Below are 24,192 nucleotides of genomic sequence, written 5' to 3'. Positions count from 1 at the left end.
CGTGCAATTAAATTGGCTCCAGCAAGCAGCCGAAGCCAAACCCACGAAGCGGCCTCCGCTTCCGTGAGGCCGCCCAAAAATTGGAGGTCCACAATGGGACAGGCACGTGAAGTCATGGATCGCCTGAACAAGGCCATGGAAACAAAAGACAAAGAGGCACTGGCACGCAGCTACGCCACCGACGCCGTGGCCCACACCCCCGATAAGGGAGAGCTCCGCGGGCGCGACGCCATCACCGGATACCTGATGGAATTCTGGGAAGCCATGCCCGATGTGCGGTACGACCAGACGGGACGATACGAGGCCGGCAACGTGGCCATCGATGAAGGCATCGTCATCGGAACCAACACCGGTCCATTGCGCATGCCGTCCGGCGAAACCCTTCAGCCCACTGGCAAGGAACTCAGGGTCCACAGCTGCGACGTCGCCACGGTTGAGGACGGGGAGATCACTTCCCACCACTTCTACTTCGACCAGGTGGAGTTCCTGGCACAGCTCGGACTGATGCGCGAGTTGTCATCGCACTGATCTGTCCTTAAATGACGGAGGGGGCGCCCAGACGCCCCCTCCGCGATTGTTACCTGCCTACCGGTCTACGGATCCGTGAAGATCCACAGGCCGCTATCCCTGTCGCTGCCCAGGACGTAGGTCACGCCGTCCTCGCCAACAAAGGTTTCCACTCCCCAGAAGTCGTTTCCTGCCGGATCCAGGTAGCCGCCGACTTCCACCAGTTCGCAGGTGGTGTTGTCGGCAGGGTCCGTGCACTGGATCTGGACCGCCCGAAGGCCACCGGAGTAGTACGAGAGGTAGGCCAGCGAAGGATCCTGCGGGTCAACGGCCACCTCGTGAACGCTGAGGTCCCCGGAAGTGAGCGCGTGGGCAGGATCGTGCGCTTCAGGGATGGCGAACGTGTCCAGCTCCTGCAGGGTGGCCGCGTCCAGGAGGTGGACGTAGCCCCAGCCGTCGAAGACCGACCCCACTTCAATGTCCGCTCCCACTGTGCCGATGGCAAGGTTCTCGGGGTAGGTCCACGGCGCATCCAGCGGTGCCAGGTCGAACAGCCGGTGGAATGCAGCGTGGGTGGTGCAGACCGCAACGATCTCGTCCTCGAACCCGCCTGAACCACAGAATGGCTCACCCGGAGCAGCCTCACCCGTGTGGTGGTTGACGAAGAGCACCGCGTCCCAGCCGGCAAGGGCTGCCGCGTGCGCCTTCTCCCCCGGGAAACACGCCCCTTCCGGGGCACTGGGGTCACCGACCGGCCCCCGTTGCAGCACCAGGGTGGTTTCCTCCCCGGGAGTCAGCGATTCCACGTACCCCGGAATGCTCTCCGGGGTGGGGACAGCTGCGGAGTCGGGGCACGCATAGCCGCCGTACACCACAGGGCCGTTCAGGGTCAGGTCCTCCAGGATGGCGGGCGCCTGGCCGCCGGAAACCATCACCGAGGGGTAGGTGCCCTGGTGGGCCCCGCTGGTGATCTTGAAATCGTCAGTGCGGTACGGGGCGAAGTCCTCATCCGTGCTGATGATGAACCGGTTGTCCGCCGTGAACTCCGCCTGGTGCCCGTTGCCCTCGGGGGTGAGGGACACTCCCAGGGATTCAAGCAGCTGGGGGTCCACAGCTGCGAACTCCGAGTCCCCGAGGAACACCGCATTGGCAGGATCATCGACATTCAGGAGCACGTAGCCGCCGTCCCAGTAGGAAAGCAGCATTATGAAATGGCCGTTGATTTCCTTGACCACCATGTCATGAAGGAAAGAATCGGTAAGCCCCAGCTCCGGCTGGTCTACGTTGAACGTATTCAGGTCATACTCCGCGACCAGCCGGGGACGGTGCGGGTTGGTGATGTCGAGGATGTCCACGTCGGTGGCCTCCTCGTTGTCGGTCATCACCACGTAGGCCTTGTCACCTGCGTCCCAGGCGAAGACGCTGTGGATTTCGTTGGAATCCCGGCTGCCCGGGGCGCGGTCGCCGAAGTTCTCGGACAGCTTCTTCGGGTTGAGCGGGTCCGTGACGTCGAAGAGGGATACGCCGCCCTTGCCGTTCTTCCCGCACGCCTCGTTGTTCACCACAAGGACTTCACCGGTGAAGCTTGCGGTGCTGATGTTGACTACCTGCAGGCCCTCGCCCGGGCGCGAGTCCTGGTGTGAGGGGATGAATCCCACCTGTTTGGGTTCCGCTCCGGCCGAGCCCTGGTCCACGCCCGTGATGTCCACGATGTAGACGCCGGCATCCGGGCTGGTCTGTCCCCCCGTTTCCGGTCCGGCACAGTCAGGCTCGCCCCAGTTGGCAAGGAAGGCGGTGTTTCCGTCCGGCGAGACACTCACATCTGCGATCAGGTCAGGGGTGTTTGTCAGGCGGACAGTATCCACCAGATTAATCTTCCCGAACTCCCCGGTCCCGGTGAGATGCCCCTCGTCCATGCCGTGCTGGCCGTCCGGGTGGGCGGTGGCGCCCGAGAGTCCCATTGCGGATAGTGCCAGGGTACTTAGTGCTGCAAAAACAACCGATCTACTGCGTTGTGGCATGCTTTGCCTCCAGCTGAATTTTTTCTTTGGCCCCCCAATGGCGCCCAGCCTAAGCCTGGAATTATTCCAATGTCTAGGGAATATTCAGGTTTCTTTCAGGTTCATCATTTATAAGACCAAAAACGCTTGTTAGAGACTCCTGTCGTCAAGGCTGCTAGAGGCCTGTCAACGGACACGCTGACAAACGAAAGCCGTGGATACCTTCGAACGGGAAGGTATCCACGGCATTCGTTGGCTCAACAGGGACTACCGTTCGCAGGCCACGCCGTCGTTGTCGCCGTCCATCCCGGTGCGGTAGCCCGGCTGGCCCCTATAGAGGGGTGCCGCTCCTGCTGCCTTGGCGGCCGCGCAGTTGGCGTAGTAGACCGACGACGGCGCCGGCGCAGCAGGTGCCGGAGCGGGAGCGGGCTTTGCGGCCTGCTGTGCAGCCTGCGCAGCTGCTGCCTCCGCCGCCTTCTGTGCTGCAGCCTGTTCGGCGGCCAGTTGCGCGGCGGCCTGGTCCGCTGCCGCCTTATCGGCCGCGGCTTTCTCGGCAGCAGCCTGTTCAGTGGCAGCTTTCTCTGCTGCGGCCGTTTCCGCAGCGGCTTTCTCTGCAGCCAGCTTTTCTGCTGCAGCCTTCTCGGCCAGCACCCGCTTCGAATCGGCCTCGCTCATCCACACCAGGCGCTGGTCGCTTCCCGCAGTGCAGATGAATGTCTGGTTGTTGTACTGACGAGTCCCGGCAGCGGTCGTGCAGGTCGAATTTGCGGGATTAGTTGCCGTTGGGGTAGGAGTTGGCGTAGCCGTCGCCGACTGTTGAACAGGACTCACCTGGGCTGCTTTGTCAGTGTCCGCTCGCGGGGCTGCGGTAGCACCAACCACCCCAGCACCCAAGATCAGGGCAACGAATCCGGCAATTGCCACGAGCCCGCCCGACTTACGATGCGGCAGCCCCACCCAGGACCGGCGCTTGAACAGGAATACATAGAGTCCGGTGAGCAGGGCGACCAGGCCAAGAATGAAGAGCACCATCCCAAACCCACCTGCAATGGCAAACGGAATCAGCACCAGCAGCAGCAGCGCCGCCACGATCCAGAAGAGCACGGTCGCCTTCCATCTTTGCTGCGGACGGGCAGGCGCATACGGGTGGTTCGGATAGTTTGTCATTTTTCCCCTAGGAATATTCGTGATGGTGATGCTGACGGGGCGCTGGGCCCCGGGATTTCGGGCGGCTACTCGCAGGCAACGCCGTCGGAATCGCGGTCCAGCCCGGCCCGGTAGCCTGCCTGCCCGGCAAAGAGCGGCGCGGCACCGGCGGCCCGGGCCGCGGCACAGTTGGCGTAGTAGGCGGCCGCAGGTGCAGGCGCAACAGGAGCTGGCGCCGGCACCACAGCCGGGGCAGGCGCTGGCGCAACGGGAGCAGGAGCAACCGGGGCCGGCGCCGCCACCACCGGTGCGGGTTCGGCGGCCGGCGCGGGAGCCGGCGCTGGGGCGACAGGTGCCTCCTGGTTCGTGGGCGCCAGCTGGCCCGAACAGTCGGCCAGGATCCTGGCCATCGCGTCGTGCTCCGCCTGGGTGACCCACAGGCTGTACGTCGCCTTCACGGAAATCTGCCGGGCAACGTACTCGCAGCGGAAGCCCTTGTTCGGCGGCAGCCAGGTGGCGGCGTCGCCGTCGCCCTTTTTCATGTTGGTGGGGCCGTCCGTGGACTGAAGGTTCAGCGGATCATTGGCAAAAGCGGTCCGCTGTTCAGTGGTGAGCTGCTGGGCGCCCTTCTGCCACGCGTCGCTGAGGGCAACAACATGGTCGATCTGCACCTTGCTGCTGGTCCCGCTCCCCCGCAGGAAGCTGATGGTGGTGCCCGTGTAGGGGTCCGCCAGCGTCCCCGACTGTACCTTGCAGGGCACACTGTTGGTGTCGCTGATGCGCGTGAGGTCCCGCTTGAGCATGTCATTGCGGGTGTCACAGCCATTGCGGTCCACATCCAGCCATGCCTGCCCGAAGAGCGCCCGGTCGTAGCCCGTCTTGGGCGCCCGGCCCTTGATGGGAAGGGTGGCCAGAAGGTCGATCGCTTTGGTAGCGAAAGCAGGCTGTGTCTTCGGGGCCGCCACCGCCGCGGCCTGCGCCAGCGTGCCCGGGGTCTCGGGATCCAGCGGTGCGCCCGTTTCCTGGCCCGCGGGAGCGGACGACGGCGAAGGCGCGGCTTTGGCAGTTGCGCTCACCGCCGTGGCGGTGGGCGACGTGGTGGCTTCCGATGAGGCAGCCTTCAGGCCGGCAGGGCTCCCGCAGCCGGCGAGGGCCGGAAAAACCAGAAGCGCGCTGACCCCTGCTGCGGCGAGGATGGAAGCGCGCCGCCTGCGCTGTTGTTTTCGCACCGGAGTTAATGGTGCTGGCCTGCTGAAGCCCCCGAAATCCGACATTTTTTCCCCCACGTAAAAAGGCCCGGCACTAAGCCGGGCCCTTTGCTAAGCCAAAACTGGTATGGCAAAAACGTAATTCCCCGGGCCACAGAGGCGGCCGAAACTGGGGAGAACCTGCGCCAACTTTGATCAAGGCTTGATGGTTCTTGTCGCACGGAGGATTCGGCGCTTAACAATCGCTGCGGCGTATGGCCACCCTGTTATCAGGGCACCGGCTGATCCGGGGGCTCCTGGACCTCCCGCTCAATGAGGGCCTTCAGGTTGGCGAGCTCCTTGCGCGCAACGGTCCTGGTGACGATCCGGCGCGGCGGAACGGCGGCAAGCACCGTGGTCCGGGCAGTGCCCGGACCACGGTCTGACGAGTATGTGGACCCCGGCTGGTCCCCTTTGCCATGGACTTCCGGGATGACAGGCGAGCCCGTCTGCCACTCCGGCAGCCGGGACGGGTCAACATAGGTCTTCCAGACGTCCACAGGCGTGGCCCTAATCGACACCGAGCATTCCAGGGTGCCCATGCAGTCCACCTCCTGTTGGGCAAAACCCGCGCGGGCACCGTGCGGGCGCGGGCTTATACCCGTGGTTATGCGCGCTGGGAAAGGTTGAGGATGTTTCCCTCGCTGTCCAGGAACCAAGCGGCCTTCCCCCACGAGTCGGTCGCGATTCCGTTCTCCGTCTTCAGGCCAGGGAAGTCGTAGTCTTCGAATTTGACGCCACGGGCTTTCAGATCCTCCATCTCGCGTTCGAGGTTGTCCGTCTCCCAGCCAATCTGGGTGTTCTTGGCCGTCCCCGCATTTTCTGTCTGATACAGCAGGAAGGACGTTCCGTTGCCACAGCGGTACACCAGGCTGTCATTCTCGATCGACTCCGCCGGTTCGAGCCCGAGTTTGTCGCTGTAGAACTCCTTCGCCCTCGCGATGTCCTTTGCAGGAAGGACGGCCATAGCTGCTAAATCCTTGAGCATGATGATTCCTTTAGGCAGTGTTTCGCTTTGATGGCGCTGCTCTCCCCCTTGGTGCCGCCCGGAACGTCCGTGTCCGGGCCGCGTGGCCGCCGGTTCCGCCTGCCCTGCGCAGCCACCCAGGACTCTCGAACGCCCCGCCAGCCGTCATTGGCGCGAGGGTCCCCGAAGCCTATGTGGCCATTATGGAACCGAATTGTGCCCACGGAAATAGGGGATTGCTACCGCGTCTTGGAGTGTCCCGGCGCAGGCTTAAGGCCCTTGGCGTAGGCGGCCTGCCCCACGTGCTGGAGGCAGTCCGCGAGGGTGCTCACCAGCCGCACTCCGAGTGTGACGGGCGGATCCCACCGGGTATCCACGACGCGGTCCAGGTCCCGGTCCGCGACGCCCTGCAGGAATTCCACGGTCCGCCGGTGGACGGCGTCGTAGTACTCCAGCAGCAACTCCGGCCCGGCCTGCACGGCGTCCACCTGTTCGGTGGAGTGGCCGTAGCCGGTGTCGCGGGGGTTCAGCGGAAGCCCGAAGCGGCCCACGAAGTCCTGGGCCTTCCAAACCTGTTCGCCGCCGGCGACGTCGGCCACCTGCGCATCCTCCACGCGGCCCAGGTGCCAGATCAGCCAGGCAATCGAGTTTCCGGTGCCGCCGGGCCGCCAGGCCAGCGCCCCGCCGTCGAGCCCTTCAAGGGTGGACTCCACGTTCTCGCGGATCCGGCCGAAGGCGTCCAGCAGCAGTTCGTTGGTCTTCACAGGTCCCTCCCTGACGACGATGAGCAGCCACGATACACCCTGTACTTTTTTGACCCCCTGCACGCCGCGCAGCGGTGCTGAACCGGCTGTCCTAGTGCCCCAGGCTCCTGGCGAACCGGCCGATCGCATCCTCCGGCGTCGGGGCGGGTCCGAACACTTCAGCCTGGCGCGACGTGTCCGCGACGTATTTGCCCGTCTCGAACCAAGCCAGCATGGACGTCATGTCCTTGACCAGCGGAACGAAGGGCCCCAACACTTTGCCCGCGGCGTTGATAAGCAGTGACGGCACTGAGCGCACACGGACCGGTTCTCCGGCAATGGTCGAAACGATGCCCGCGACGTCCTGCATGCTGACTGGCCGGTCCCACCCGATGTCGATGCGTTCACCGTCGGCGACGTCCGCGTCGACGGCCTCCCCGAGGTAACCGGCGAGGTCGGAGGTGAGGACGAAAGTCAGGGGGACGGTCGCGGTACCCAACCAGGTGAGTCGCTTCTTTTCGAACGGGTCACCGCCAAACTGGGTGACCTGGTCAAAAAAAGCTCCGGGGCGGAGAGAGACAAACGGGACGCCCAGTTGCTCCAGCCTGTCCTCCGCCTGCTTCTTGTGCCAGAAGTGCGGGACGTTTGGCGTCTGGTCCGATGTGAGGATGCTGGTAAGGACGAAACGCCGGACCTCGGTCCGGCTCGCAGCGATGGCGAGGTTGGTGTTTCCGACCGTGTCGATTTCCAGGGCACGTTTGTCGCGGCGGGTATATCCGGCCGCCGTGGTGATGACTGCATCCACCCCTGTCATTGCTGCGATGAGGGAGTCAAAGTCGAGCATATCGCCGCGGGCAATTTCGGCACCTTTGGCCTTGAGCTTGCCCGCGTCCGATCCGGGGCGGACCAGGGCGCGGACACTTTTGCTCCTGGCCAGCAGTTCATCAACCACCTTGCCGCCGAGGTGGCCCGTGCCGCCAACGACGAGGACAGGCTTGGCGTTAGTCATGGGGACGCTCCTTGGTGCAGCGTGGGCTGGCCGGGAAGAGCGATGTTTGGGAAATGCGTAAACCAAGCAAAGCCCGGCCAGTCCGGGGCAAGGTCTTCTAGCTGAGATCGGGATTCCTCCTCGAATATATCGTGCGGCGGGTTGCCCGGCGAGGGGCGGAGCCTGCCTTCCGTGCGCCGGTTTCCTCCACCACCATGTGCCGTTCACCATGCGTTAGGCGCCCCGATGCCCGGGCTTCCTACCCTCACAGTGACGAACGGCCGGAACCCGGCCGCAAAATTGCAGAGAGGCAGCGATGACCATCAAAATCAACCAGCCCAACTTCAGCAGGCGGGCGGCCCTGGCGGCAGCAGGAACCCTGGGCGCTCTCGGCATGACGGTGGCGGCCGGAACCGGAGCCACCGCGGTGCCGGGAACGAAGGCCCCCAAGCCCACGATCGCGTTCCGCCCGGACGGCCGGTTCAAGGTAATCCAGTTCAACGACACGCAGGACGACGAGCAGACCGACCGCCGCACCATCGAGCTCATGGACCGCACCCTTGATGCCGAGAAGCCGGACTTCGTGGTGATCAACGGGGACGTGATCAACGGCGGCTGCGACACCGAGCTGGAGGTCAAGCAGGCCCTGAACCACGTGGTCCGGCCGATGGAAACACGGCAGATCCCGTGGGCCGTGACGTTCGGCAACCACGATGAGGACTCGGTGGCCCGGACCGGCATGACCGAGGCCAAGATGCTGCAGTTCCTGCAGAGCTACGCGTTCAACGTCAACGGCGACTCGACCGACGGCCTCACCGGCACATCCAACTCGCTGCTGCTGGTGCAGTCCTCAAAATCCAAGGACCCCGCCTTCGGCCTCTGGCTCATCGACACCGGCCGCTACGCCCCGGACACCATCAACGGGCAGGACTTCGAGGGCTACCCGGACTGGGACTGGGTACGCATGGACCAGGTCACCTGGTACCGCAATCTCTCCATCGCCACCGAGCAGAAGTACGGCAAGAAGATCCCGTCCCTGATGTGGGGGCACATCGCCCTGCACGAGCACCGCAGCATGTGGTTCGCCAGCATCGATTCGCGGACGGACGCGGACCACCAGCGTGCGGTGGCAAAGCACGGCATTGTGGGCGAACGGAACGAGGACGAGTGCCCCGGCCCCTTCAACTCAGGGCTGTTCAACGCCTTCCTGGAACGCGGGGACGTCCGCGGCTACTTTGTGGGCCACGACCATGTCAACACCTACGTGGGCAACTACTACGGCGTGGAGCTCGGCTACGCGCCCGGGACGGGCTTCGGCGCCTACGGGCTGCCGGGCGCCGACAGGAACCGGCTCCGCGGCGCACGCGTCTTCGAGCTGGATGAGAACCACGCGGGGATCTACAAGGAGACCCGCCTGGTGTTCGCCAAGGACCTGGGCATCGACCTGACCGCGAACGACCAGCCGATCACTCCCCTGCCCCTGGATCCCGCGCAGCTCTAGGCGCTACCTCCGGATCTCCGCAAGCCGCAGCCGGACCATCTCCTCCACCACTTCCTCGGGGACGGGATGGTCCGGCGTGAACCGGACAGTCCCCTTGGACAACGAGAAGCCCGCCAGCTTGGGCGCGACGGCGTCCACCACCTCGGGCGAGAACGGAAAGATGGACAGGTGCTTGGCAGCCGCCACCACTCCGATGAGCGGCTTGCCGTCCACCTTCAGCGCGGGCATCCCGTAGCTGCGGCCCTGCTCGGCCTCCGGGACCACGCGCCGTGCCGTCGCGATGACGCGCTGCAGGCAGCCGCGCTCCGGTTCACCCATGGCGGCAAGGGAATCGTCAACGTCACCCATGCGGCCAGTGTAGACCCGCAGCACGCACGACGACGGCGCCCGGCGGGCGTCGCCGTCGTACCTTCCGGAAGGGGCGGCAGCACGCCTCAGGACTTAGCGGCGCGGATCGCCTTCCGGACGGCGGCACCCGCCGCGCTGACCAGGGGCACCAGGCACACCAGCGCCACTACGGTGTTGGGCCGGAACGCCACCTGCCCGCCCACGTTCCGGTAGACGCCGAGCGGCAGCACCATCCCGCCTCCCCCGCCGCCGGACGCACCCTCCTGCCCGGCTTCCCAGCCGCCACCGAACCCGAAGGACACCAGTGCGACGGGAATGACCTCTTCCCCGCCCAGCTGGATTGGGGAACCGTAGGCCCTGGAGACGCCGATGTTCTTGAATGTTTCCACCAGGGACGCAAAAGTATCAGCCATGGCTCCAACGATAGGAGCGTTGCCCGGCCAGTAACAGACCCGTCAGGAGTTCAAGGATGACCTACCAGAAGGATCCCCGCGTTGACCACTACATCGGCGCACTCCCGCCTTGGCAGCAGCAGATCTGCCTGAAGGTGCGGGACCTGGCCCATGCTGCCGATCCTGCCGTGGAGGAGACCATCAAGCGCACAGTCCAGCCGTACTTCGTGCTGCAGGGCAACATCTGCGCGCTGCTCGCCGCGAAGGACCATGTCAATGTGTTCCTGTACGACGGCGGCCTGGCCCCGGACCCGCACAACATCATCACGGGCGGCCACGGCAACAAGACGGGCAGGATGATTTCCTACTATGAGGGCGACCCCATCAATGAGGAGGCCCTGGTGGAGATGTTCCGGGCCATCATCGAAACCAACCGCGCGGGTGGCTGGCGGAAGATCAAGGGGACCCAGTAGGCCGCTTCCGCATCAAGAGCTTGCGTGGCGGTCATGCCGGCCGTGCGGCGGCCTGGGCAGGCCGGACCATCTGGATTTCGGGCACTTCCTCCCAGTCGGGTGGAAGCAGGCCGCGCTTGCCGTCAGGCAGGAAGCCATGCCGGCGGTAGAAGGCCTGTGCCCGCACATTGTCCTCCAGCACCCATAGGTACGCCGGGGACTCCCCGACCGCGGCACGCAGCAGGGCCGTCCCCAGCCCCGTGCCTTGCGCGCGGCCGAGGACGTAGATCGAGTACAGCTCCAGGGGTACTGGGCTGTCCTCGTCGCGGCCGGGGCCGGCGTCGGCGAGTCCCACAACCTCGTTGTTGGCGTCCACGGCGATGATCCGCGGGTCAGCGACGTCCAGGTATGTACGACGACGGTCCACCCGTTCCGGGATTGCCTTCCGGCGGGCGGCGAAAAAGGCCGGGGACAGCAGGTGCGGGTAGCACTCCTCGTGGGCGAGCGTGTGCATCAGCACCACAGCTTCGGCATCTTCCGGAGTGGCCCGGCGAAGAACATAGTCCATGCCACAGCCTAACCAGGCGTGCCGTCAGCAGGTGCTGTCCAAGGCCTTGGTGGCCATGTCCTCAAACGCGGTGCTGTCCCGTGTTTTCCCGGGAACCAGGGGCTCCGCGGTGTACGCCACCCCCAGGGCAAGCTGCCGGGTGCCGTCGGCGCTGGTCATCGCGAGCGATTCATAGCCCGGCGTCCCGCCAAGATGGCCATAGTAAAAGTCGCCCGTACAGCTGTCCTGCCACTTGAAGAGCCCGAGCCCAAAAGGCTCAGCATCGGAGCCGCGCATCTCTTCCACCGACGCGGGGTTCACCAGCCTGCCCTGCATGAGGGCCGAGAAGAACGTGTTCACGTCGTGGACGGTGGAGATCATGCCGCCGGATGCCGAGCCGGCATGGAAGCCCGCGTTGGCACCGTCCATCGTTTCGCCGTCGACCACCGCATACCCGTGGACCATGCCGGAAGGCGCGGCGGCGGAACCGGCCAGCACGGTGTCATCCATTCCCAGCGGTTCCGTAACGTGGCTCCTCAGCACTTCTGACAGGCTCCGCCCGGTCAGCCGTTCGATGATCAGACCCAGCACCACATAGTTCGAGCTGGAGTATTCAAACCCGGAACCTGGAGGTTTTTCCCACTGCTCCGTGCCCGCCAGCGCCAGCCTTTGCTCACCGGTGATGGGGGCAGCAAAAACCTGCTTCAAGGGACCTGAACGGCTCAACGGCCCTTCGAACTCCGGCATGCCGGAAGTATGGTTCAGCAGCATCCGCACTGAGACCGGCTGCGGCGGCTTCATCACCTCCTGGAACCCGGGAAGGTAATCATCCACCAGCCCGTCAAGCTGCAGCCGTTCCTCTTCCACCAGCGTCAGCACTGCCGCCGCCACCATCGGCTTGGTGACGCTGGCAATGTGGAATGCGCCGCCTGGCTCCGCCGGTTGCCTGGTTTCCTGGTCCTTCACCCCATGTGCCTCGGACCAGGTTTCCCCGCCGGCACGGGCTTGAACCAGGACGGCGGAGGCGCCGGTGGCAAGCCGGTCCTGAAGGTATTGCTCCACATCGCTTTTCAGCTGGCTCAGACGGGACGCGGGCGCGGGCGGCGGCTCGGGAGCGGCGGAACAGCCACCGACACCCAGGAGGACTGCAGCGCCAAGCGCCGTGATGCACCAAGAAAAACGTTCTATCCGCTTCATGCCTGCCACCAACCTGAACCCCCAGGCCAAACCTGCAGGTTAGATGCTCCTCGCCGTGGTGACCGACGTCAACCACCCACAGCCTTGCGGTGCGCCACCCACCGCAGCATACTTATTAGCAGGACTAATTAGCACTGCTAAGCATTTTCAGGAGGCGCAACGCGAGCGTGACCACCACCAAGAACGAGAGCACCACAGCCGAACAAATCGCCCCCGACACCCTTGCCATCGACCTCCGTACCGCCGTGATGCGCACCTCGCGGCGGCTCCGGGTCGAGGCAACCGGCGATGCCATTACGCCGGGGCAGTACACGGTCCTGGCGTTGCTCAACGGCAGCGGACCCAGTACCCTCCGCGAACTGGCCAAAAGCGAGCACGTTCAGGCCCCGTCCATGACCCGGATCGTCAACGCCCTCGCCGAGATGGGCTTCGTCTCCAGGGCGGCAAACCCCGACGACGGCCGCCAGGTCCACATCAACATCACCGACGCCGGCCGGGTCGTCCTTGAAGAGGCCCGGAACCAGCGGACCGCATGGCTTGCCCAGAGAGTGGCGGGGCTGAGCGAGGAAGACCGGCTGGTCCTAAGCCGGGCGGCACGCATCATGCAGGAGATGAGCGGCAGATGAGCGCCATGTTCCGCGCGCTGGAAAACCGCAACTACCGGATCTGGGCCAGCGGCGCGCTGGTGTCCAACATCGGCACCTGGATGCAGCGGGTGGCCCAGGACTGGCTGGTCCTGACCGTCCTCACCAACTACTCCGGCGCCGCAGTCGGCATCACCACCGGCCTGCAGTTCCTGCCCATGCTGCTGCTCGGGCCGTACGGCGGAGTGCTGGCGGACCGCTACCGGAAACGGGTGATCCTGCTGTGGACGCAGGTGGCCATGGGTGCGACCGGGCTGGCGCTCGGGCTCCTGGTGGTCACCGGCACCGCACAACTCTGGCACGCCTATGTGGCCGCGCTCTGCCTTGGGATAGCCAGCGCCATCGATGCACCGTCCCGCCAGGCCTTTGTGTCCGAACTCGTGGGCCAGGACAACATCTCCAACGCCGTTGCGCTGAACTCCGCGTCCTTCAACACGGCCCGGCTCACCGGCCCTGCCATCGCCGGAGTACTGATCGCTTGGGTGGGCACGGGACCGGTCTTCCTTCTGAACGCCGCCAGCTTCGCCGCCGTCATCATCTCCCTCTTCCGGATCCGGACCTCTGAGCTCACCCCCGCGGCACGGCCAACACGGAGCAAACACCAGGTGGCGGAAGGTGTCCGCTATGTGCGCAACCGTCCGGACCTGGTGCTGATCATGGTACTGGTGGGCATCCTGGGGGCGTTCGGAATGAACTTTCCCATCATCAACGCGCTGATGGCCACCACTGAGTTCGGCGCCGGCCCGGGCGAGTTCGGGCTTCTTGGTTCGATCATGGCGGTGGGCACCCTGGCCGGGGCCCTGCTTGCGGCACGCAGGGCCGGGCCGCGGCTGCGGTTCCTGCTGGGCGGTGCGCTGGGACTCGGTGCCTTTACCCTCCTGGGGAGCGTGTCGCCGTCGTTCTGGCTGTACGCTGCCGTCCTGGTCCCGATCGGACTGGCGTCCATCACGTTCCTGAACAGCTGCAACACCAGCATCCAGCTCTCCGTGGAGCCGCAATTCCGCGGGCGCGTGCTGGCGTTGTACCTGGCGGTCCTCCAGGGCGGCACCGCCGTGGGTGCGCCGCTGATGGGCTGGATCGGATCGGAGTTCGGTGCCCGCTGGGCCGTGGCCTCCGGCGGTGCCATCGTGCTGCTGGCCGCTGTCTCCGGCGTGGTCGTGGTCAGCAGGAGGAGCAGCCTGGGTTTCCGCGACCATCTGCGGACTGTCTTCCGCAGGAAGCGCCAGCCCGCCCTGTGAAATATGGGAATAAAGCCCGGCAGTAACGGCGCAGTAACGCCGGGCGTGTTTAATGCCCGTGTATGCACCTACCCTGCGGAAGTAGGGCTCTCCCCGGCGGAGATCCCCCGCACCCAAGCCAAGGCTGGAAGTTCGGCAAACAGAGATAGTGATGGTGCGAGATGCACTCCTACAGCCGCCGCCACCCGATCGCCCTTGTCTGGGCGCTGATCCTGTCGCTGCTTCTCTCTGCCTGCATGGCGACGGACGACCGCAGTGACCCTCCTGCCAGCAGCCCCGCCGCGTCTGGCCGGAGCGGGCAGGACGCATCGCCGTCGGACCGCCCGGCCGAAGAAGCGGCCGCCGAGGCCAGCCAAGGATCGGACGGATCCCGCGGCTCTGCCGGTTCAGACGCAGAGGGTACAGGCTCCGGTTCCGGAAGCGGCTCTGACAGCGGGCGGAGCCGGCCGCAAGGCCCGGACCCGGCACCCGCCCCACAGCCGCTGCCCGCGCCACGCCAGCCGCAAGGGCCTGGTCCGGCGCAGCCACCCGGACCGCCCGCCCCCAACCAGCCGCCTGCCCCACCGGCCCCAGGCCAATCGCCCGCGCAGCCACCCGGACCGCCCGCCCCTGCCCAGCCGCCCGCACCCGAGACCGTGGTGCTCGACTGGCTGCCGATAGGACCGGTAGGACGGGGAGATCCAATTTGGTACGTGCGCTTGAAGGACTTGAACTGCGCGTCGATTCCTGGCTTCGACCAGCCCTTCAATACCGTGGAAGAAGCAGCGAGGGCCCTCTGCCTGGGCTTGAAGGGTGACCAGGCTGCCTGGGATGCGGGCATTTCTGCCCTGTCGATATCCCCGCCTGACTGCTGGTCTGAAGCCGCACAGCAGATCCTCAGCAATATCGCCGCCGTCCGGATTCAAAAGCCGAACGCAATCGTGGAACTTGCCCCCAGGCCCGGAACCGCCTGCGTGCCGGAACTCAAAGCCGTGCAGGACGACGCGGGCGACAGCCAGCCCTTCCAGGTCTGCGTCGGAGATGTGATCATCCTGGACGGGAACGTGACCGGCCTCCCCGCCGGTACTGTCCGTTCGGTTAACGTTGGCTCCACCACGGCACTGGTCAGCCAGCGCCAGAGCTTCACGGACACCAACTTCCCGTTTGAGTTCTACTTCCTGGCACCGCCACTGGATGAAGTGCAATCCACTACGGCCGATGTCAGCATTGCCGATTCAGACTGGCAAGTGCAAGGGTCCGCTTCCTTCGAGTACGCCGCGGACCAGGGTACGTGCCCGCAGGCGCCGGGCGCCGCACCATGACCGGCGCCGTACCGTGACGGAGGCGGAGGCTGGCGGGGACGGGCGTTCCTCGTGGTCCCGCGCCGTCGGAGTCATTTCCGCCATTGGCCCGCCGGTCACGGTTGCCACGGCGCTGCTGTTCTACTTCGGCTGGGCACGCGCCGACGCGCAGGCGGCTTACATGGGCCTCAATGTCAGCCTCTTCGGGTACACGGTGCAGGACTACCTGCTCATCAGCATCAACGCCCTCTTCCTGCCGCTGGTCTGCATCCTTGCTGCCAACGTTGCCTGGCTGGCGCTGGACCGCTTGCTGCGCCGACGGATCGAGGAGGGCCGGGGCCGCGCTGTCATCCTCCGGGCCGCCGGAGTCGGTGCACTGGTCAGTGGGCTTGTGGTCGGCGTCAGCCTGGTGCTGGCAGTGGTGGACCGCACCCGGACGGCACTCTTCTCGCCGTACTTGATGGCCTTGGGCGTACTGGCGGCTACCTGGTGCGTCCACCTACGCCGCCTGGGCCGGGACGGCAAGCTGCCATCCCTCAGCGCCGAACAGCGGGCGGTGGAAACCACGCTGATCCTGAGCATCGTGACGCTGCTGCTGTTCTGGGGCACCGCCGACTATGCCCAGGCGCTGGGCCGGCGGCTGGCAGTGGACTACGAACGGGGTGTCCAGTTCATGCCCCGGGCGGAGGTGTACTCGCCCAAGCCGCTGGGCATCGGCTCCGGCGCTGTCACTGAAGTGAAGGTGGGCAACGGGGACGCCCCGCTCTACCGGTACGACGGGCTCCGCCTGCTGGTGCTGAGCGGCGGACGCTTCTTCTTCCTGCACGACGGCTGGACGCCGCGGGACGGGACGGTCATCGTCCTCCCGGACGACAACTCCGTCCGCATCGAATTCCGGAGATAGAGTGCCCTAGTGCGAAGCGCCGCCCAGCACCACGTTGACCGGCTCTTGACCCTCGAGCATCAGCCCGATCTGCTGCTTCACCAGCCGGACCATCCGCGGGAACATCGCCGAGCTTGCCCCGCCAACGTGCGGGGTAATCAGGACCCCGGGCGAGGTCCACAGCGGATGGTCCGCGGGAAGCGGCTCGGGGTCCGTCACGTCCAGCGCGGCGCGCAGACGGCCCGACGACGTCTCCGCCAGCAGCGCATCCGTGTCCGCCACCGGCCCGCGGGCCACGTTCACCAGCAGCGCCCCGTCAGGCATCGCGGCCAGGAACTTTGCGTCCACCAGCTGCTTCGTCTGCTCGCTGAGTGGCACGCTGACCACCACGATCTCGTGCAGGGGCAGCTGCTCATACAGCGAGTCAATTCCGAAGATTTTCCCGCCCGCGTCCTCCCGTTCGCGGCTCGCCATCCGGGTCACCTGCGTTTCGAAGGGAAGGAGCCGGGCCTCGATGGCCTTGCCCACTCCCCCGTAGCCCACCAGCAGCACCCGGCGGTCAGCGAGGCTTGGCCGCTGGCTGTTGTCCCAGGTCCCGGTGGCTTGGTTCCTGGCGAAGTCAGCCATGCCGCGCTGGCTGGCGATCATCATTCCCAGGGCGAGTTCCGCCGTCGACGTTTCATGCACCCCTGCCGCGTTGGCGAAAACGCAACCGGCAGGCAGGACATCCGCCACGCCGTCGTACCCGATGGACTGGCTCTGGACGAGGCCGATCTCCACGGACTCCAGCGCCGCCAGCACCTCAGGCCCGCGCATGTACGGCGGCACCACGATGTCCAGCCGGCCGGCGGGGGCAGGACCGGAAAAGTCCCACACAAAGAATTCGACGCCGGCAGCCGGCTCGAGTGCATCCACCAGTTTCTGGTCGGGCAGCGAAACCCGCAACGGCACGGTCATGCCGCCACCACAAGCTTGACGTCCGCCGCACGCAGGGCCGATTGGATTTCCCGCGGCGGGGGCGCGTCCGTGACCAATACGTCAGCAGCGTCGAAGGCCGCCAGCCGGGCCAGCGCGTACCGCAGCATCTTCTGGTGTGTTGCCACCACTACCACCTGTTCCGCAGAGTTCATGAGTGCGATCTTAGTAGCGCGTTCAACGTCGCGCTCAATGTAAAACGCCTCGTCATGGATTCCGCTCACGCCAATGAACGCGGTCTTGGCGCGCAGTCCGGCCGCAGCGCTGACCGTCATGGGACCGTTGAACGCCTGGCTGTCCAGCAGCAGTTCACCGCCAAGGCAGATGGTCCGCGCCGAGGTCAGCTGCAGGCAGCGCTGGATGGCCGGAGCCGAATGGGTGATGATGGTGCCCGTAAAGGTGGAGGGCAGTTCCTGCGCGATCTGGTACGTGGTGGTGCCGGCGTCCAGGATGATGGCATCCCGCTCGCCCACCATGGACACACAGGCCCGGGCCACCCTCAGCTTGCCGTCCGCATCCTCCCGGACACGGGCCGCGAAGTCCGCATTCTGCCCGTGCCCCTGAACGGCGCTGACCCCGCCATGGACCACCCGGACCAGCCCCAGCTTGGACAGCACCCTGGTGTCCCGGCGCACTGTCATGTCCGAGACGGCGAAGGTTTCCGCCAGATCGGTGGTGGAAATGAACCCGCGCCGGCCCAGCTCGTCCAGGATGGTGCGCTGGCGTGGCGTCAGCGGCGCCTCTTCACGTGCGGTGCTCATATCCCCTTCTTTCTGCCCCACCCGCCGCACCCCAGCCCGGCGCAGTGTTGCAATTCCAACACCAACTTACCTAGTGACGTACCCCGGCACCGGTATTCGTAAGCTCCACGGGGCGTCCTTCAACGATGGAACGCTCGGCCGCGAGGCCCATCCGCACCGACTGCAAACCGTCCGCAACCGTCACTTCCACCGGCCCCTCGCCCAGGATGGCCTTCCGGAAGCCAAGGTGCTCGTAGTAAGTGGAACCGTGGTGGGCGCCCGCGGCAAGCACTGCCTCATCCACCGGAACCTCGTGCTTCTCCGGGCCCAGCGGCGAGCGCGGACTGAATTCCACGGTGGCCTCGGCCTCGTCCCCGGGGATCCAGTGGTTGGCTGCCACCGGGATCAGCGTCTCGATCTTGGCGGCGTCACCCACAATGGAAATCCGCTCCTGGAACTTGGACCCTTCCGCGAACATGGACAGCTCCAGCATGGCGCGGCGGCCGCCCTTGAAGTCCACGATCACGTAGGCGTTGTCGATCATGTCCGACACCCGGCCGTTGTAGACCTCGTCCATGTGGTTCACGTCGTGCCCGCCGCTGGCGTAGACGCGGACCGGCTCGTCCTGCAGGATCAGCCGCATCAGGTCGAAGAAGTGGCAGCACTTCTCCACCAGGGTTCCGCCGGTCCGCTCCGCAAAGCGGTTCCAGGAGTCCACCTTGTGGAGGAACGGGAACCGGTGTTCCACGATGGACAGCATGTAGACGTTCCCGAGCTTGCCGTTGTGCGCAGCCTGGATGACTTCCTGGACCGGCGGCATGTAGCGGTATTCCATGGCAACCCACACAGGTGCCGGGTAGTCCGCCGCCAGCGCCTCGAGTTCATCCGCCTGCTCTGCGGTGGTGCACACCGGCTTCTCCACCAGCACAGGGAGGTTGGCGCCGCTGGCGAAAATGTCCTTCAGGATGCCCAGGTGCGTGTCGTTGGGGCTGGCGATCACCAGTGCGTCCACCAGGCCGGCGGCCAGCAGCTCCTGGTGGGAAGGGAAAGCCTGCACTTCGTAGCCGATCTCCGCTGCGGTCTCCTCAAGGGATGACGGCGTGGGATCGGACACTGCGGTGATCCGGCTGCCGGGGATCAGGGCGAGGTTCCGGACGTGTTCGCGGGCCATGTGGCCTGCCCCGATGAGGCCGTATCGGATAGTCCGGACGGTTTCCGCAGAAGGCAATGACATGTGCTGCTCCGTTTCTCTACGTTGAGTATTTGGGGGGACCGTGGCGTTGCATCCCAAACAGAACTATACCGAAAGTGTTGTTATTCCAACATAGCGTGTGTATATTTCTTCAGTACCAGCCGGAACTACAACGAGGTGGAACGTGCCCCAACCGTCAACCGGAACCCTGCTCTTCGTAGGATGCGCCACGCTTGACTCCATCGCTCTGGTGGAGGATTACCCCGCCGCGGACAGCCGCACCGTCGCTTCGGACTTCGCGACGGCGGGCGGCGGCCCTGCAGCCACGGCGGCCGTGGCAGCAGCGCGGGCAGGAGCCAGCACCGCCTTCGCAGGTGTCCTGGGCACCGACGAGGAAGGCGACCGCATCATCAGCGGCCTGCAGGCCGAGGGCGTGGATACGTCCGCGGTGGTCCGGGACGCCGGCGTCAAAACCGGCGCCAGCGTGATCGTGGTCAGCAAGGCATCGGAAAGCCGGGCCATTGTCACCCGCCCTGTCCCGCCGGTCAGCTTTCCCGCCGGCAGCCGCTTCCATGAGCTGGTGGAATCTGCAGCCTGGGTCCATGTGGACCATCTGGGCTGGAACGCCGTCGCGTCCCTCCCGGACTTCAACCCCCGCACGATGAACATCAGCGTGGACGCCGGCAATCCCATCCCCGCCTTCACCCCCCGGGGAATCGCCCTCTACGTGCCCACCATCGAGCGGCTCCGCGCAGAGTACGGCGGGGACCTCTCCCCCGCGGCGCTGCTGCAGAAAGCAGTCGACGACGGCGCCTCCGCCGTCGTCGCCACCGCCGGCTCCGACGGTGCCTGGGTCAAGGACGGCACCGCCGATGCCGTGCACGTCCCGGCAACACCCGCCACCATCGTCTCCACCCTCGGCGCCGGCGACGTGTACCACGGCGCCATCCTCGCCGCCGTCGCAGCCGGCCTCCCCCTCGTGGAAGCCGCCGCCTTCGCCGGCCGTACCGCCTCCGCCTCCTGCGAAGGCCTGGACGGCCGCTCCGCTATCCCGCACCAGGCCATCACGCCTGCCCTTACCTAACGAACCTGCACACCAAACCGCCCAGCTGAAAGAAGCAGCCCATGAGCCCCACCGATCTCTCACCCCTCCAGCGCCCCTCCGGCGCCTTCGCGATGCTCGCCGTGGACCAGCGCGAAGCCATGCGCAACATGTTCGCCGAGCACACGGACCAGCCCGTCACGGACCAGGACCTGCGCAACTTCAAGCTTGAGGCCGCCCGGATCCTTACCCCGTACGCCTCCGGCATCCTCATCGACCGGCAGTTCGCCCTGGACCAGGCCATCGAAGCCGGCGTGGTGGACTCGAACTGCGGGCTCATCGCTTCGGCCGACCACTTCGAACCGGCACACGGCGAACTGGTGGGTGAGGTGACCATCGACCGCCTGGTGGACCCGCACAAATACAAGGCACTGGGCGTGAAGGCCCTGAAGCTCCTGGTCCTGTACCGCCCGGACGAGCCAGCCGAAGGCCGGGTGGAGATGGTCCGCGAATTCGTGGAAAGCTGCCGGTCCGCCGGGCTGATCAGCATCATCGAACCCGTCTCCCGCAAGCCCCTGGCCGGCGGCGACTTTGACTGGAACGCCGGTATCCTGGCAGCCGCCAAGGAACTCGGCAGCCTCGGTGCCGACCTCTACAAGGCCGAAGTCCCCTTCCACGGCCAGGCGCCGGAAGCGGAGGTCCGCGCGGCCTGCGCCGAGCTCACCAACGCCATTGACGGGCCCTGGGTTGTCCTCTCCTCCGGCGTCCCCGAGGACGTTTTCCCGGATGCCGTGCGGTGGGCCTGCCTGGAAGGCGCCAGCGGCTTCCTCTCCGGCCGCGCCGTCTGGGCCTCCTGCATCGGTACGCCCGACGTCGTCGAATCCCTGTCCTCTGACGCCGTCCGGCGGCTGCAGCGCCTCTGCGCCGTTGTGGACGACGTCGTCTCCGCCCAACGGACCAACGCATAAGCATTCCTGGGAGCCACACCGCCGTGACCGTGGCATCCCCTTTCCGCAGTCAAAACCAAGGCATAGCAAACACTCAACGAGGAGATTATTGTGAGTCAGATTTCACGCAGGCAGGCCATCGCAATCCTGGGCGCCCTGGGCTTCGGAGCCACCGCGGCAGCATGTGCCGGCCCCGGCGGTTCCACCGCGCCCGGCGGCGCCACCGGCCCTGCTGCACCCTCCAGCGGAGCCGTCACCGGGAAGGTGTCCTTTGCCCACTGGCGCGGCGAGGACAAGGCGGTGTTCGATGAACTGATCAAGCGCTTCGCCGCGATGCACAGCGGCGTGGAGGTTGCCCAGGACATTTCCACGTCCAACGACTACAACGCCCAGGCCCTGCAGAAACTGCGCGGCGGCTCCATCGGCGACGCGTTTGCCACCTTCCGCGGCGCCCAGTTCAAGAACTTCACCGACGCCGGCATCTACACCGAACTCAAGGACAGCAAGGCTGTTGGCAACTACCAGGACGGCCTGCTCTCGGCCGGCAAGTCCGGGGAGAGCCAGCTGGGCCTGCCGTACCAGGTGGTGTTCCCCATGCCCATGGCCAACGTGGACCTCTTCGACAAGGCCGGCGCCGAGCTTGCACCCAAGGACTGGGACTCCTTCCTGGCCATGTGCGAAAAGCTCGCCTCCTCGGGAGTAATCCCCCTCTCCTGGCCCGGCGGCGACGTTGGCAACGGCGGGCAGCTGTTCAACTGCATGATCTCCAACAACGCGCCCGTGGACGACATGTGCGCCCAGATTGAACAGGGCAAGCTGAAGGTCACCGACGACTGGTTCATCAAGATGCTCAACCAGTACAAGGACCTGGTCCCGTACCTGCAGCCCAACGCCACCGGCACGGCCGTGGAACCTGCGCAGAACCTGTTCTCGCAGGGGAAGGCGGCCATGCTGGCCACCGGTTCGTACCACATCGCCGCAGTGCGGGGCCTGGGCGCCCAGTTCCCCATCGAGCTGGTGTTCCCGAACACCTCGGACGGCAACGGAAAGTACGAGGGTGTCTACAACGCCACGTTCATCCTGGGCGTTAACTCCGCCAGCAAGAACCAGGCCGCCGCAGCCGCGTGGATCGACTTCCTCTCCGAGCCGGAGAACGCCGCCTACTACGCCAACCAGACAGCGCAGCACGTGGCCGTAAAGGACGTGGACTACACCAACCCGGATCTCAAGCGGTTGAGCCCGTGGCTGGATAAGAAGACGGCCCTCGCGGCACGGTTCCAGTTCATGAACCTGGACGTCCGCAACGCCGTGGAAGCCAGCGCCACCGCCGTCATCTCCGGCACCAGCCCGGAGCAGGCAGCAGAGGCCGCCCAGAAGATTGTTGACGAACGGCTATGAGCATCCATCCGGGGACGGCGCCCACGCGGAAGGCGCCGGACAGCCGGACGGAAACTGACTCCGTGAAAAAGCGCCGCCGCTCGCCCACCCGGGTGAATCCGGCACTGTACCTCTTCCCGCTCCCCGCGGTTGCCGTCATCGCCTTCTTCCTGGTGATGCCCACCCTGCAGGCATTCCAGTACGCCGTGACGGACTGGAACGGGTTCTCGGCGGCGTTCAACTACGTTGGCCTGGACAACTTCATCCGGGCCTTCACCAGCGACTCGCTCTTCACCAACGCCCTGACCAACAACCTGAAGTTCGTGCTGCTGGTGGTTATCGCGCAGACGCTGTTCTCGCTGATCCTGGCGCTGCTGCTGACCAAGAACTCCCGGGGCAGCGTCCTGCTCCGGGCCCTGTTCTTCTTCCCCACCATCCTGTCCTCGGTGTCCGTGGCCTTCATCTGGAAGTTCATCTACGATCCCAACTTCGGACTGGCGAACACCGTCCTGGACACCTTCGGCCTGGATGCCCTCCAGGGCTCGTATCTCGGAAACAACGCCCAGGCCCTGTACTGGGTGGCCGTGACGCAGGTGTGGTTCCACGCCGGACAGATGATGGTGGTGTACATCGCCGGCCTGCAGGCCATCCCCAGGGAACTGTACGAGGCAGCGGAGATGGACGGCGCCAACAGGTGGCAGCAGTTCAAGTCCATCACCTGGCCGTTCGTCGCGCCGGCAACGTCCATTGTGGTGGCGTACACCACGGTGCAGTCGTTCAAGGCCTTCGACCTGATCCTGGGCATCGCGGGCAACCCGCCCAAGCAGTCCCTGGACATCCTCTCCACCCGCATCTACAGCACCTTTGCCAACTCGGAGTTCGGCTACGCCGCCGCCCAGTCGATCATCTTCATGGCGATGATCGCCCTGGTCACCTGGCTGCAGCGCCGGCTGCTCCGCCTCACCCCGAAGGGGGAATGACAGCATGCTCGCGTCAATAACCCGCCGCGGAATCCTCGCGATCTACGCGGTCATCATCATCGTTCCGCTGACCGTGGTGGGGTTCGGCAGCTTCAAGTCCACGCAGGAACTGTTTGCCGGGCCGTTCAGCCTGCCGCAGTCCCTTTCCCCCGCCAACTACGCCGAGGTAATCGGCGGCCAGGACCTTGGCTCGTCCTTCATGAACAGCGTGATTGTCACCGCCATCTCGGTGCCGCTCACCCTGTTCCTGGCCAGCCTTGCCGGTTACGCCGTGTCCCGGCTCCGTGGCTTCTTGTCCTGGGCCATCTTCGGCTTCCTGGTGCTGGGCATGGCCATCCCGGCGCAGGCCAACATGGTGCCGCTGTATGTCCTCTTCGGACGGCTGGGGCTGCTGGACAGCCTGGCCGGCCTGGTGGTGGCGAACCTCGTGTCCACGCTGCCCATCGCCGTGTTCATCCTGGGCGGGTTCATGCGGACCCTGCCCAAGGAACTCTACGAGGCGTCCTCGATTGACGGGACGGGGCCCTGGCGGACCTACGTTTCCATCGCCCTGCCGCTGTCCGCGCCGTCCATCGCCGCGGCCGCCATCTTCCTCTTCGTCATCCACTGGAACGAACTGCTGTACCCGCTGTTGTTCATCCAGTCTCCCGGCAACCGCACCCTGCCGCTGGCACTGCTCAGCTTCCAGGGCGAGTTCCAGACCGACTACCCGCTGCTCTTCGCCGGCGTCATCATGGCCTCCCTGCCCGTGGTGGTTGCCTACGTCTTCCTGCAGCGCTACTTCGTGGCCGGCATCACCGCAGGCGCCAGCAAGGGATGAGGATGATCACGACGGCGGCCCTCCCCCGCCCGGCCGTGC

General features: G+C 65.7%; 26 protein-coding genes. 12 read left to right on the top strand and 14 right to left on the bottom strand.

Annotation, left to right across the window (positions count from 1 at the left end; genetic code table 11):
- The first annotated feature begins 93 nt into the window (after window positions 1-93).
- A complete protein-coding gene (locus FHJ30_RS05405) occupies window positions 94-528 on the top strand; it encodes an ester cyclase (RefSeq protein WP_139028275.1) in 435 nt (144 codons plus the stop codon).
- 65 nt (window positions 529-593) lie between these two features.
- On the opposite strand, the gene FHJ30_RS05400 is transcribed toward FHJ30_RS05405, so the two are convergent.
- The 7 genes from FHJ30_RS05400 to FHJ30_RS05370 all read right to left on the bottom strand — a co-directional run bounded on the left by FHJ30_RS05400 (window position 594) and on the right by FHJ30_RS05370 (window position 7,619).
- Complete coding sequence (locus FHJ30_RS05400; protein ID WP_139028274.1) at window positions 594-2,468, bottom strand: LVIVD repeat-containing protein; 1,875 nt, start codon at window positions 2,466-2,468, stop codon at window positions 594-596.
- Window positions 2,469-2,774: 306 nt separating this feature from the next.
- Entirely contained in the window at window positions 2,775-3,674 is a 900-nt protein-coding gene (locus FHJ30_RS05395) for an excalibur calcium-binding domain-containing protein (RefSeq protein WP_240793599.1), read from the bottom strand.
- A gap of 65 nt (window positions 3,675-3,739) precedes the next feature.
- Entirely contained in the window at window positions 3,740-4,882 is a 1,143-nt protein-coding gene (locus FHJ30_RS05390; protein WP_240793598.1) for a DUF1524 domain-containing protein, read from the bottom strand.
- Window positions 4,883-5,130: 248 nt separating this feature from the next.
- A complete protein-coding gene (locus FHJ30_RS05385) occupies window positions 5,131-5,442 on the bottom strand; it encodes an SRPBCC family protein (RefSeq protein ID WP_139028272.1) in 312 nt (103 codons plus the stop codon).
- Window positions 5,443-5,507: 65 nt separating this feature from the next.
- Complete coding sequence (locus tag FHJ30_RS05380) at window positions 5,508-5,888, bottom strand: VOC family protein (RefSeq protein WP_139028271.1); 381 nt, start codon at window positions 5,886-5,888, stop codon at window positions 5,508-5,510.
- A gap of 218 nt (window positions 5,889-6,106) precedes the next feature.
- Window positions 6,107-6,631 (bottom strand): mycothiol transferase, encoded by a 525-nt coding sequence (locus FHJ30_RS05375; protein WP_139028270.1) that lies wholly within the window; start codon window positions 6,629-6,631, stop codon window positions 6,107-6,109.
- A gap of 91 nt (window positions 6,632-6,722) precedes the next feature.
- Window positions 6,723-7,619 (bottom strand): SDR family oxidoreductase, encoded by an 897-nt coding sequence (locus tag FHJ30_RS05370; protein ID WP_139028269.1) that lies wholly within the window; start codon window positions 7,617-7,619, stop codon window positions 6,723-6,725.
- 295 nt (window positions 7,620-7,914) lie between these two features.
- Here FHJ30_RS05370 and FHJ30_RS05365 point away from each other — a divergent pair, with 295 nt between their 5' ends.
- Entirely contained in the window at window positions 7,915-9,099 is a 1,185-nt protein-coding gene (locus FHJ30_RS05365) for a metallophosphoesterase family protein (RefSeq protein WP_139028268.1), read from the top strand.
- A gap of 3 nt (window positions 9,100-9,102) precedes the next feature.
- Here the strand turns inward: FHJ30_RS05365 and FHJ30_RS05360 are convergent, their stop codons facing one another.
- The gene (locus FHJ30_RS05360; protein WP_139028267.1) at window positions 9,103-9,447 is read right to left on the bottom strand and encodes an iron chaperone; all 345 of its coding nucleotides are present in this window, start codon (window positions 9,445-9,447) and stop codon (window positions 9,103-9,105) included.
- A gap of 86 nt (window positions 9,448-9,533) precedes the next feature.
- Window positions 9,534-9,860 (bottom strand): hypothetical protein, encoded by a 327-nt coding sequence (locus FHJ30_RS05355; protein ID WP_139028266.1) that lies wholly within the window; start codon window positions 9,858-9,860, stop codon window positions 9,534-9,536.
- A gap of 56 nt (window positions 9,861-9,916) precedes the next feature.
- Here FHJ30_RS05355 and FHJ30_RS05350 point away from each other — a divergent pair, with 56 nt between their 5' ends.
- Window positions 9,917-10,312, top strand: a complete 396-nt coding sequence (locus FHJ30_RS05350) for a DUF1801 domain-containing protein (protein WP_139028265.1) — start codon at window positions 9,917-9,919, stop codon at window positions 10,310-10,312.
- A 31-nt stretch (window positions 10,313-10,343) separates the two neighbouring features.
- Here FHJ30_RS05350 and FHJ30_RS05345 read toward each other — a convergent pair whose 3' ends face one another.
- Together FHJ30_RS05345 and FHJ30_RS05340 are read right to left on the bottom strand one after the other, a co-directional pair.
- Window positions 10,344-10,859 carry a GNAT family N-acetyltransferase gene (locus FHJ30_RS05345; protein ID WP_139028264.1) on the bottom strand — a complete coding sequence of 172 codons (516 nt, stop codon included), beginning with the start codon at window positions 10,857-10,859 and terminating at the stop codon, window positions 10,344-10,346.
- A 24-nt stretch (window positions 10,860-10,883) separates the two neighbouring features.
- Window positions 10,884-11,900, bottom strand: a complete 1,017-nt coding sequence (locus FHJ30_RS05340; RefSeq protein ID WP_171058928.1) for a serine hydrolase — start codon at window positions 11,898-11,900, stop codon at window positions 10,884-10,886.
- A gap of 302 nt (window positions 11,901-12,202) precedes the next feature.
- Between FHJ30_RS05340 and FHJ30_RS05335 the strand changes: the two genes are divergently transcribed.
- The 4 genes from FHJ30_RS05335 to FHJ30_RS05315 all read left to right on the top strand — a co-directional run bounded on the left by FHJ30_RS05335 (window position 12,203) and on the right by FHJ30_RS05315 (window position 16,101).
- Window positions 12,203-12,661 carry a MarR family winged helix-turn-helix transcriptional regulator gene (locus FHJ30_RS05335; RefSeq protein ID WP_139028262.1) on the top strand — a complete coding sequence of 153 codons (459 nt, stop codon included), beginning with the start codon at window positions 12,203-12,205 and terminating at the stop codon, window positions 12,659-12,661.
- A complete protein-coding gene (locus tag FHJ30_RS05330; protein ID WP_139028261.1) occupies window positions 12,658-13,917 on the top strand; it encodes an MFS transporter in 1,260 nt (419 codons plus the stop codon). The genes FHJ30_RS05335 and FHJ30_RS05330 overlap by 4 nt, the downstream gene beginning before the upstream one ends.
- Before the next feature lie 698 nt (window positions 13,918-14,615).
- A complete protein-coding gene (locus tag FHJ30_RS05320) occupies window positions 14,616-15,218 on the top strand; it encodes a hypothetical protein (RefSeq protein ID WP_171058927.1) in 603 nt (200 codons plus the stop codon).
- A 13-nt stretch (window positions 15,219-15,231) separates the two neighbouring features.
- Window positions 15,232-16,101: a hypothetical protein gene (locus tag FHJ30_RS05315; RefSeq protein WP_139028259.1), complete on the top strand. Its 870-nt coding sequence runs from the start codon at window positions 15,232-15,234 to the stop codon at window positions 16,099-16,101.
- A 6-nt stretch (window positions 16,102-16,107) separates the two neighbouring features.
- On the opposite strand, the gene FHJ30_RS05310 is transcribed toward FHJ30_RS05315, so the two are convergent.
- The 3 genes from FHJ30_RS05310 to FHJ30_RS05300 all read right to left on the bottom strand — a co-directional run bounded on the left by FHJ30_RS05310 (window position 16,108) and on the right by FHJ30_RS05300 (window position 19,029).
- Window positions 16,108-17,037, bottom strand: coding sequence for a 2-hydroxyacid dehydrogenase (locus FHJ30_RS05310; protein ID WP_139028258.1), 930 nt, complete (start codon window positions 17,035-17,037; stop codon window positions 16,108-16,110).
- Window positions 17,034-17,816, bottom strand: coding sequence for a DeoR/GlpR family DNA-binding transcription regulator (locus tag FHJ30_RS05305; RefSeq protein WP_139028257.1), 783 nt, complete (start codon window positions 17,814-17,816; stop codon window positions 17,034-17,036). Before FHJ30_RS05305 ends, FHJ30_RS05310 begins: the two co-directional genes overlap by 4 nt.
- Before the next feature lie 70 nt (window positions 17,817-17,886).
- Entirely contained in the window at window positions 17,887-19,029 is a 1,143-nt protein-coding gene (locus FHJ30_RS05300) for a Gfo/Idh/MocA family protein (protein WP_139028256.1), read from the bottom strand.
- 142 nt (window positions 19,030-19,171) lie between these two features.
- Here FHJ30_RS05300 and FHJ30_RS05295 point away from each other — a divergent pair, with 142 nt between their 5' ends.
- The 5 genes from FHJ30_RS05295 (at window position 19,172) to FHJ30_RS05275 (ending at window position 24,153) form a co-directional block, all read left to right on the top strand.
- Complete coding sequence (locus FHJ30_RS05295; RefSeq protein ID WP_139028255.1) at window positions 19,172-20,071, top strand: carbohydrate kinase family protein; 900 nt, start codon at window positions 19,172-19,174, stop codon at window positions 20,069-20,071.
- 41 nt (window positions 20,072-20,112) lie between these two features.
- Window positions 20,113-20,997 carry an aldolase gene (locus tag FHJ30_RS05290; protein ID WP_139028254.1) on the top strand — a complete coding sequence of 295 codons (885 nt, stop codon included), beginning with the start codon at window positions 20,113-20,115 and terminating at the stop codon, window positions 20,995-20,997.
- A gap of 90 nt (window positions 20,998-21,087) precedes the next feature.
- The gene (locus FHJ30_RS05285) at window positions 21,088-22,374 is read left to right on the top strand and encodes an ABC transporter substrate-binding protein (protein ID WP_139028253.1); all 1,287 of its coding nucleotides are present in this window, start codon (window positions 21,088-21,090) and stop codon (window positions 22,372-22,374) included.
- 62 nt (window positions 22,375-22,436) lie between these two features.
- Window positions 22,437-23,333 (top strand): carbohydrate ABC transporter permease, encoded by an 897-nt coding sequence (locus tag FHJ30_RS05280; RefSeq protein ID WP_240793597.1) that lies wholly within the window; start codon window positions 22,437-22,439, stop codon window positions 23,331-23,333.
- A 4-nt stretch (window positions 23,334-23,337) separates the two neighbouring features.
- Window positions 23,338-24,153, top strand: a complete 816-nt coding sequence (locus FHJ30_RS05275; RefSeq protein WP_139028251.1) for a carbohydrate ABC transporter permease — start codon at window positions 23,338-23,340, stop codon at window positions 24,151-24,153.
- The last annotated feature ends 39 nt before the right edge of the window (window positions 24,154-24,192 follow it).

The sequence above is a fragment of the Arthrobacter sp. BB-1 genome, from assembly GCF_006151685.1.
Taxonomy (GTDB): Bacteria; Actinomycetota; Actinomycetes; order Actinomycetales; family Micrococcaceae; genus Arthrobacter.
The sequence above is the reverse complement of the archived record's forward strand: the minus strand, read 5'-3'. Positions and strand labels throughout refer to the sequence as shown.

Coding starts and splice junctions, on each gene's coding strand:
- FHJ30_RS05365 (WP_139028268.1), top strand. CDS start 7,915: ATGACCATCAAAATCAACCAGCCCAACTTCAGCAGGCGGGCGGCCCTG.
- FHJ30_RS05310 (WP_139028258.1), bottom strand. CDS start 17,037: ATGACCGTGCCGTTGCGGGTTTCGCTGCCCGACCAGAAACTGGTGGAT.
- FHJ30_RS05385 (WP_139028272.1), bottom strand. CDS start 5,442: ATGGGCACCCTGGAATGCTCGGTGTCGATTAGGGCCACGCCTGTGGAC.
- FHJ30_RS05405 (WP_139028275.1), top strand. CDS start 94: ATGGGACAGGCACGTGAAGTCATGGATCGCCTGAACAAGGCCATGGAA.
- FHJ30_RS05300 (WP_139028256.1), bottom strand. CDS start 19,029: ATGTCATTGCCTTCTGCGGAAACCGTCCGGACTATCCGATACGGCCTC.
- FHJ30_RS05305 (WP_139028257.1), bottom strand. CDS start 17,816: ATGAGCACCGCACGTGAAGAGGCGCCGCTGACGCCACGCCAGCGCACC.
- FHJ30_RS05400 (WP_139028274.1), bottom strand. CDS start 2,468: ATGGGACTCTCGGGCGCCACCGCCCACCCGGACGGCCAGCACGGCATG.
- FHJ30_RS05330 (WP_139028261.1), top strand. CDS start 12,658: ATGAGCGCCATGTTCCGCGCGCTGGAAAACCGCAACTACCGGATCTGG.
- FHJ30_RS05275 (WP_139028251.1), top strand. CDS start 23,338: ATGCTCGCGTCAATAACCCGCCGCGGAATCCTCGCGATCTACGCGGTC.
- FHJ30_RS05350 (WP_139028265.1), top strand. CDS start 9,917: ATGACCTACCAGAAGGATCCCCGCGTTGACCACTACATCGGCGCACTC.
- FHJ30_RS05345 (WP_139028264.1), bottom strand. CDS start 10,859: ATGGACTATGTTCTTCGCCGGGCCACTCCGGAAGATGCCGAAGCTGTG.
- FHJ30_RS05290 (WP_139028254.1), top strand. CDS start 20,113: ATGAGCCCCACCGATCTCTCACCCCTCCAGCGCCCCTCCGGCGCCTTC.
- FHJ30_RS05355 (WP_139028266.1), bottom strand. CDS start 9,860: ATGGCTGATACTTTTGCGTCCCTGGTGGAAACATTCAAGAACATCGGC.
- FHJ30_RS05370 (WP_139028269.1), bottom strand. CDS start 7,619: ATGACTAACGCCAAGCCTGTCCTCGTCGTTGGCGGCACGGGCCACCTC.
- FHJ30_RS05360 (WP_139028267.1), bottom strand. CDS start 9,447: ATGGGTGACGTTGACGATTCCCTTGCCGCCATGGGTGAACCGGAGCGC.
- FHJ30_RS05395 (WP_240793599.1), bottom strand. CDS start 3,674: ATGACAAACTATCCGAACCACCCGTATGCGCCTGCCCGTCCGCAGCAA.
- FHJ30_RS05380 (WP_139028271.1), bottom strand. CDS start 5,888: ATGCTCAAGGATTTAGCAGCTATGGCCGTCCTTCCTGCAAAGGACATC.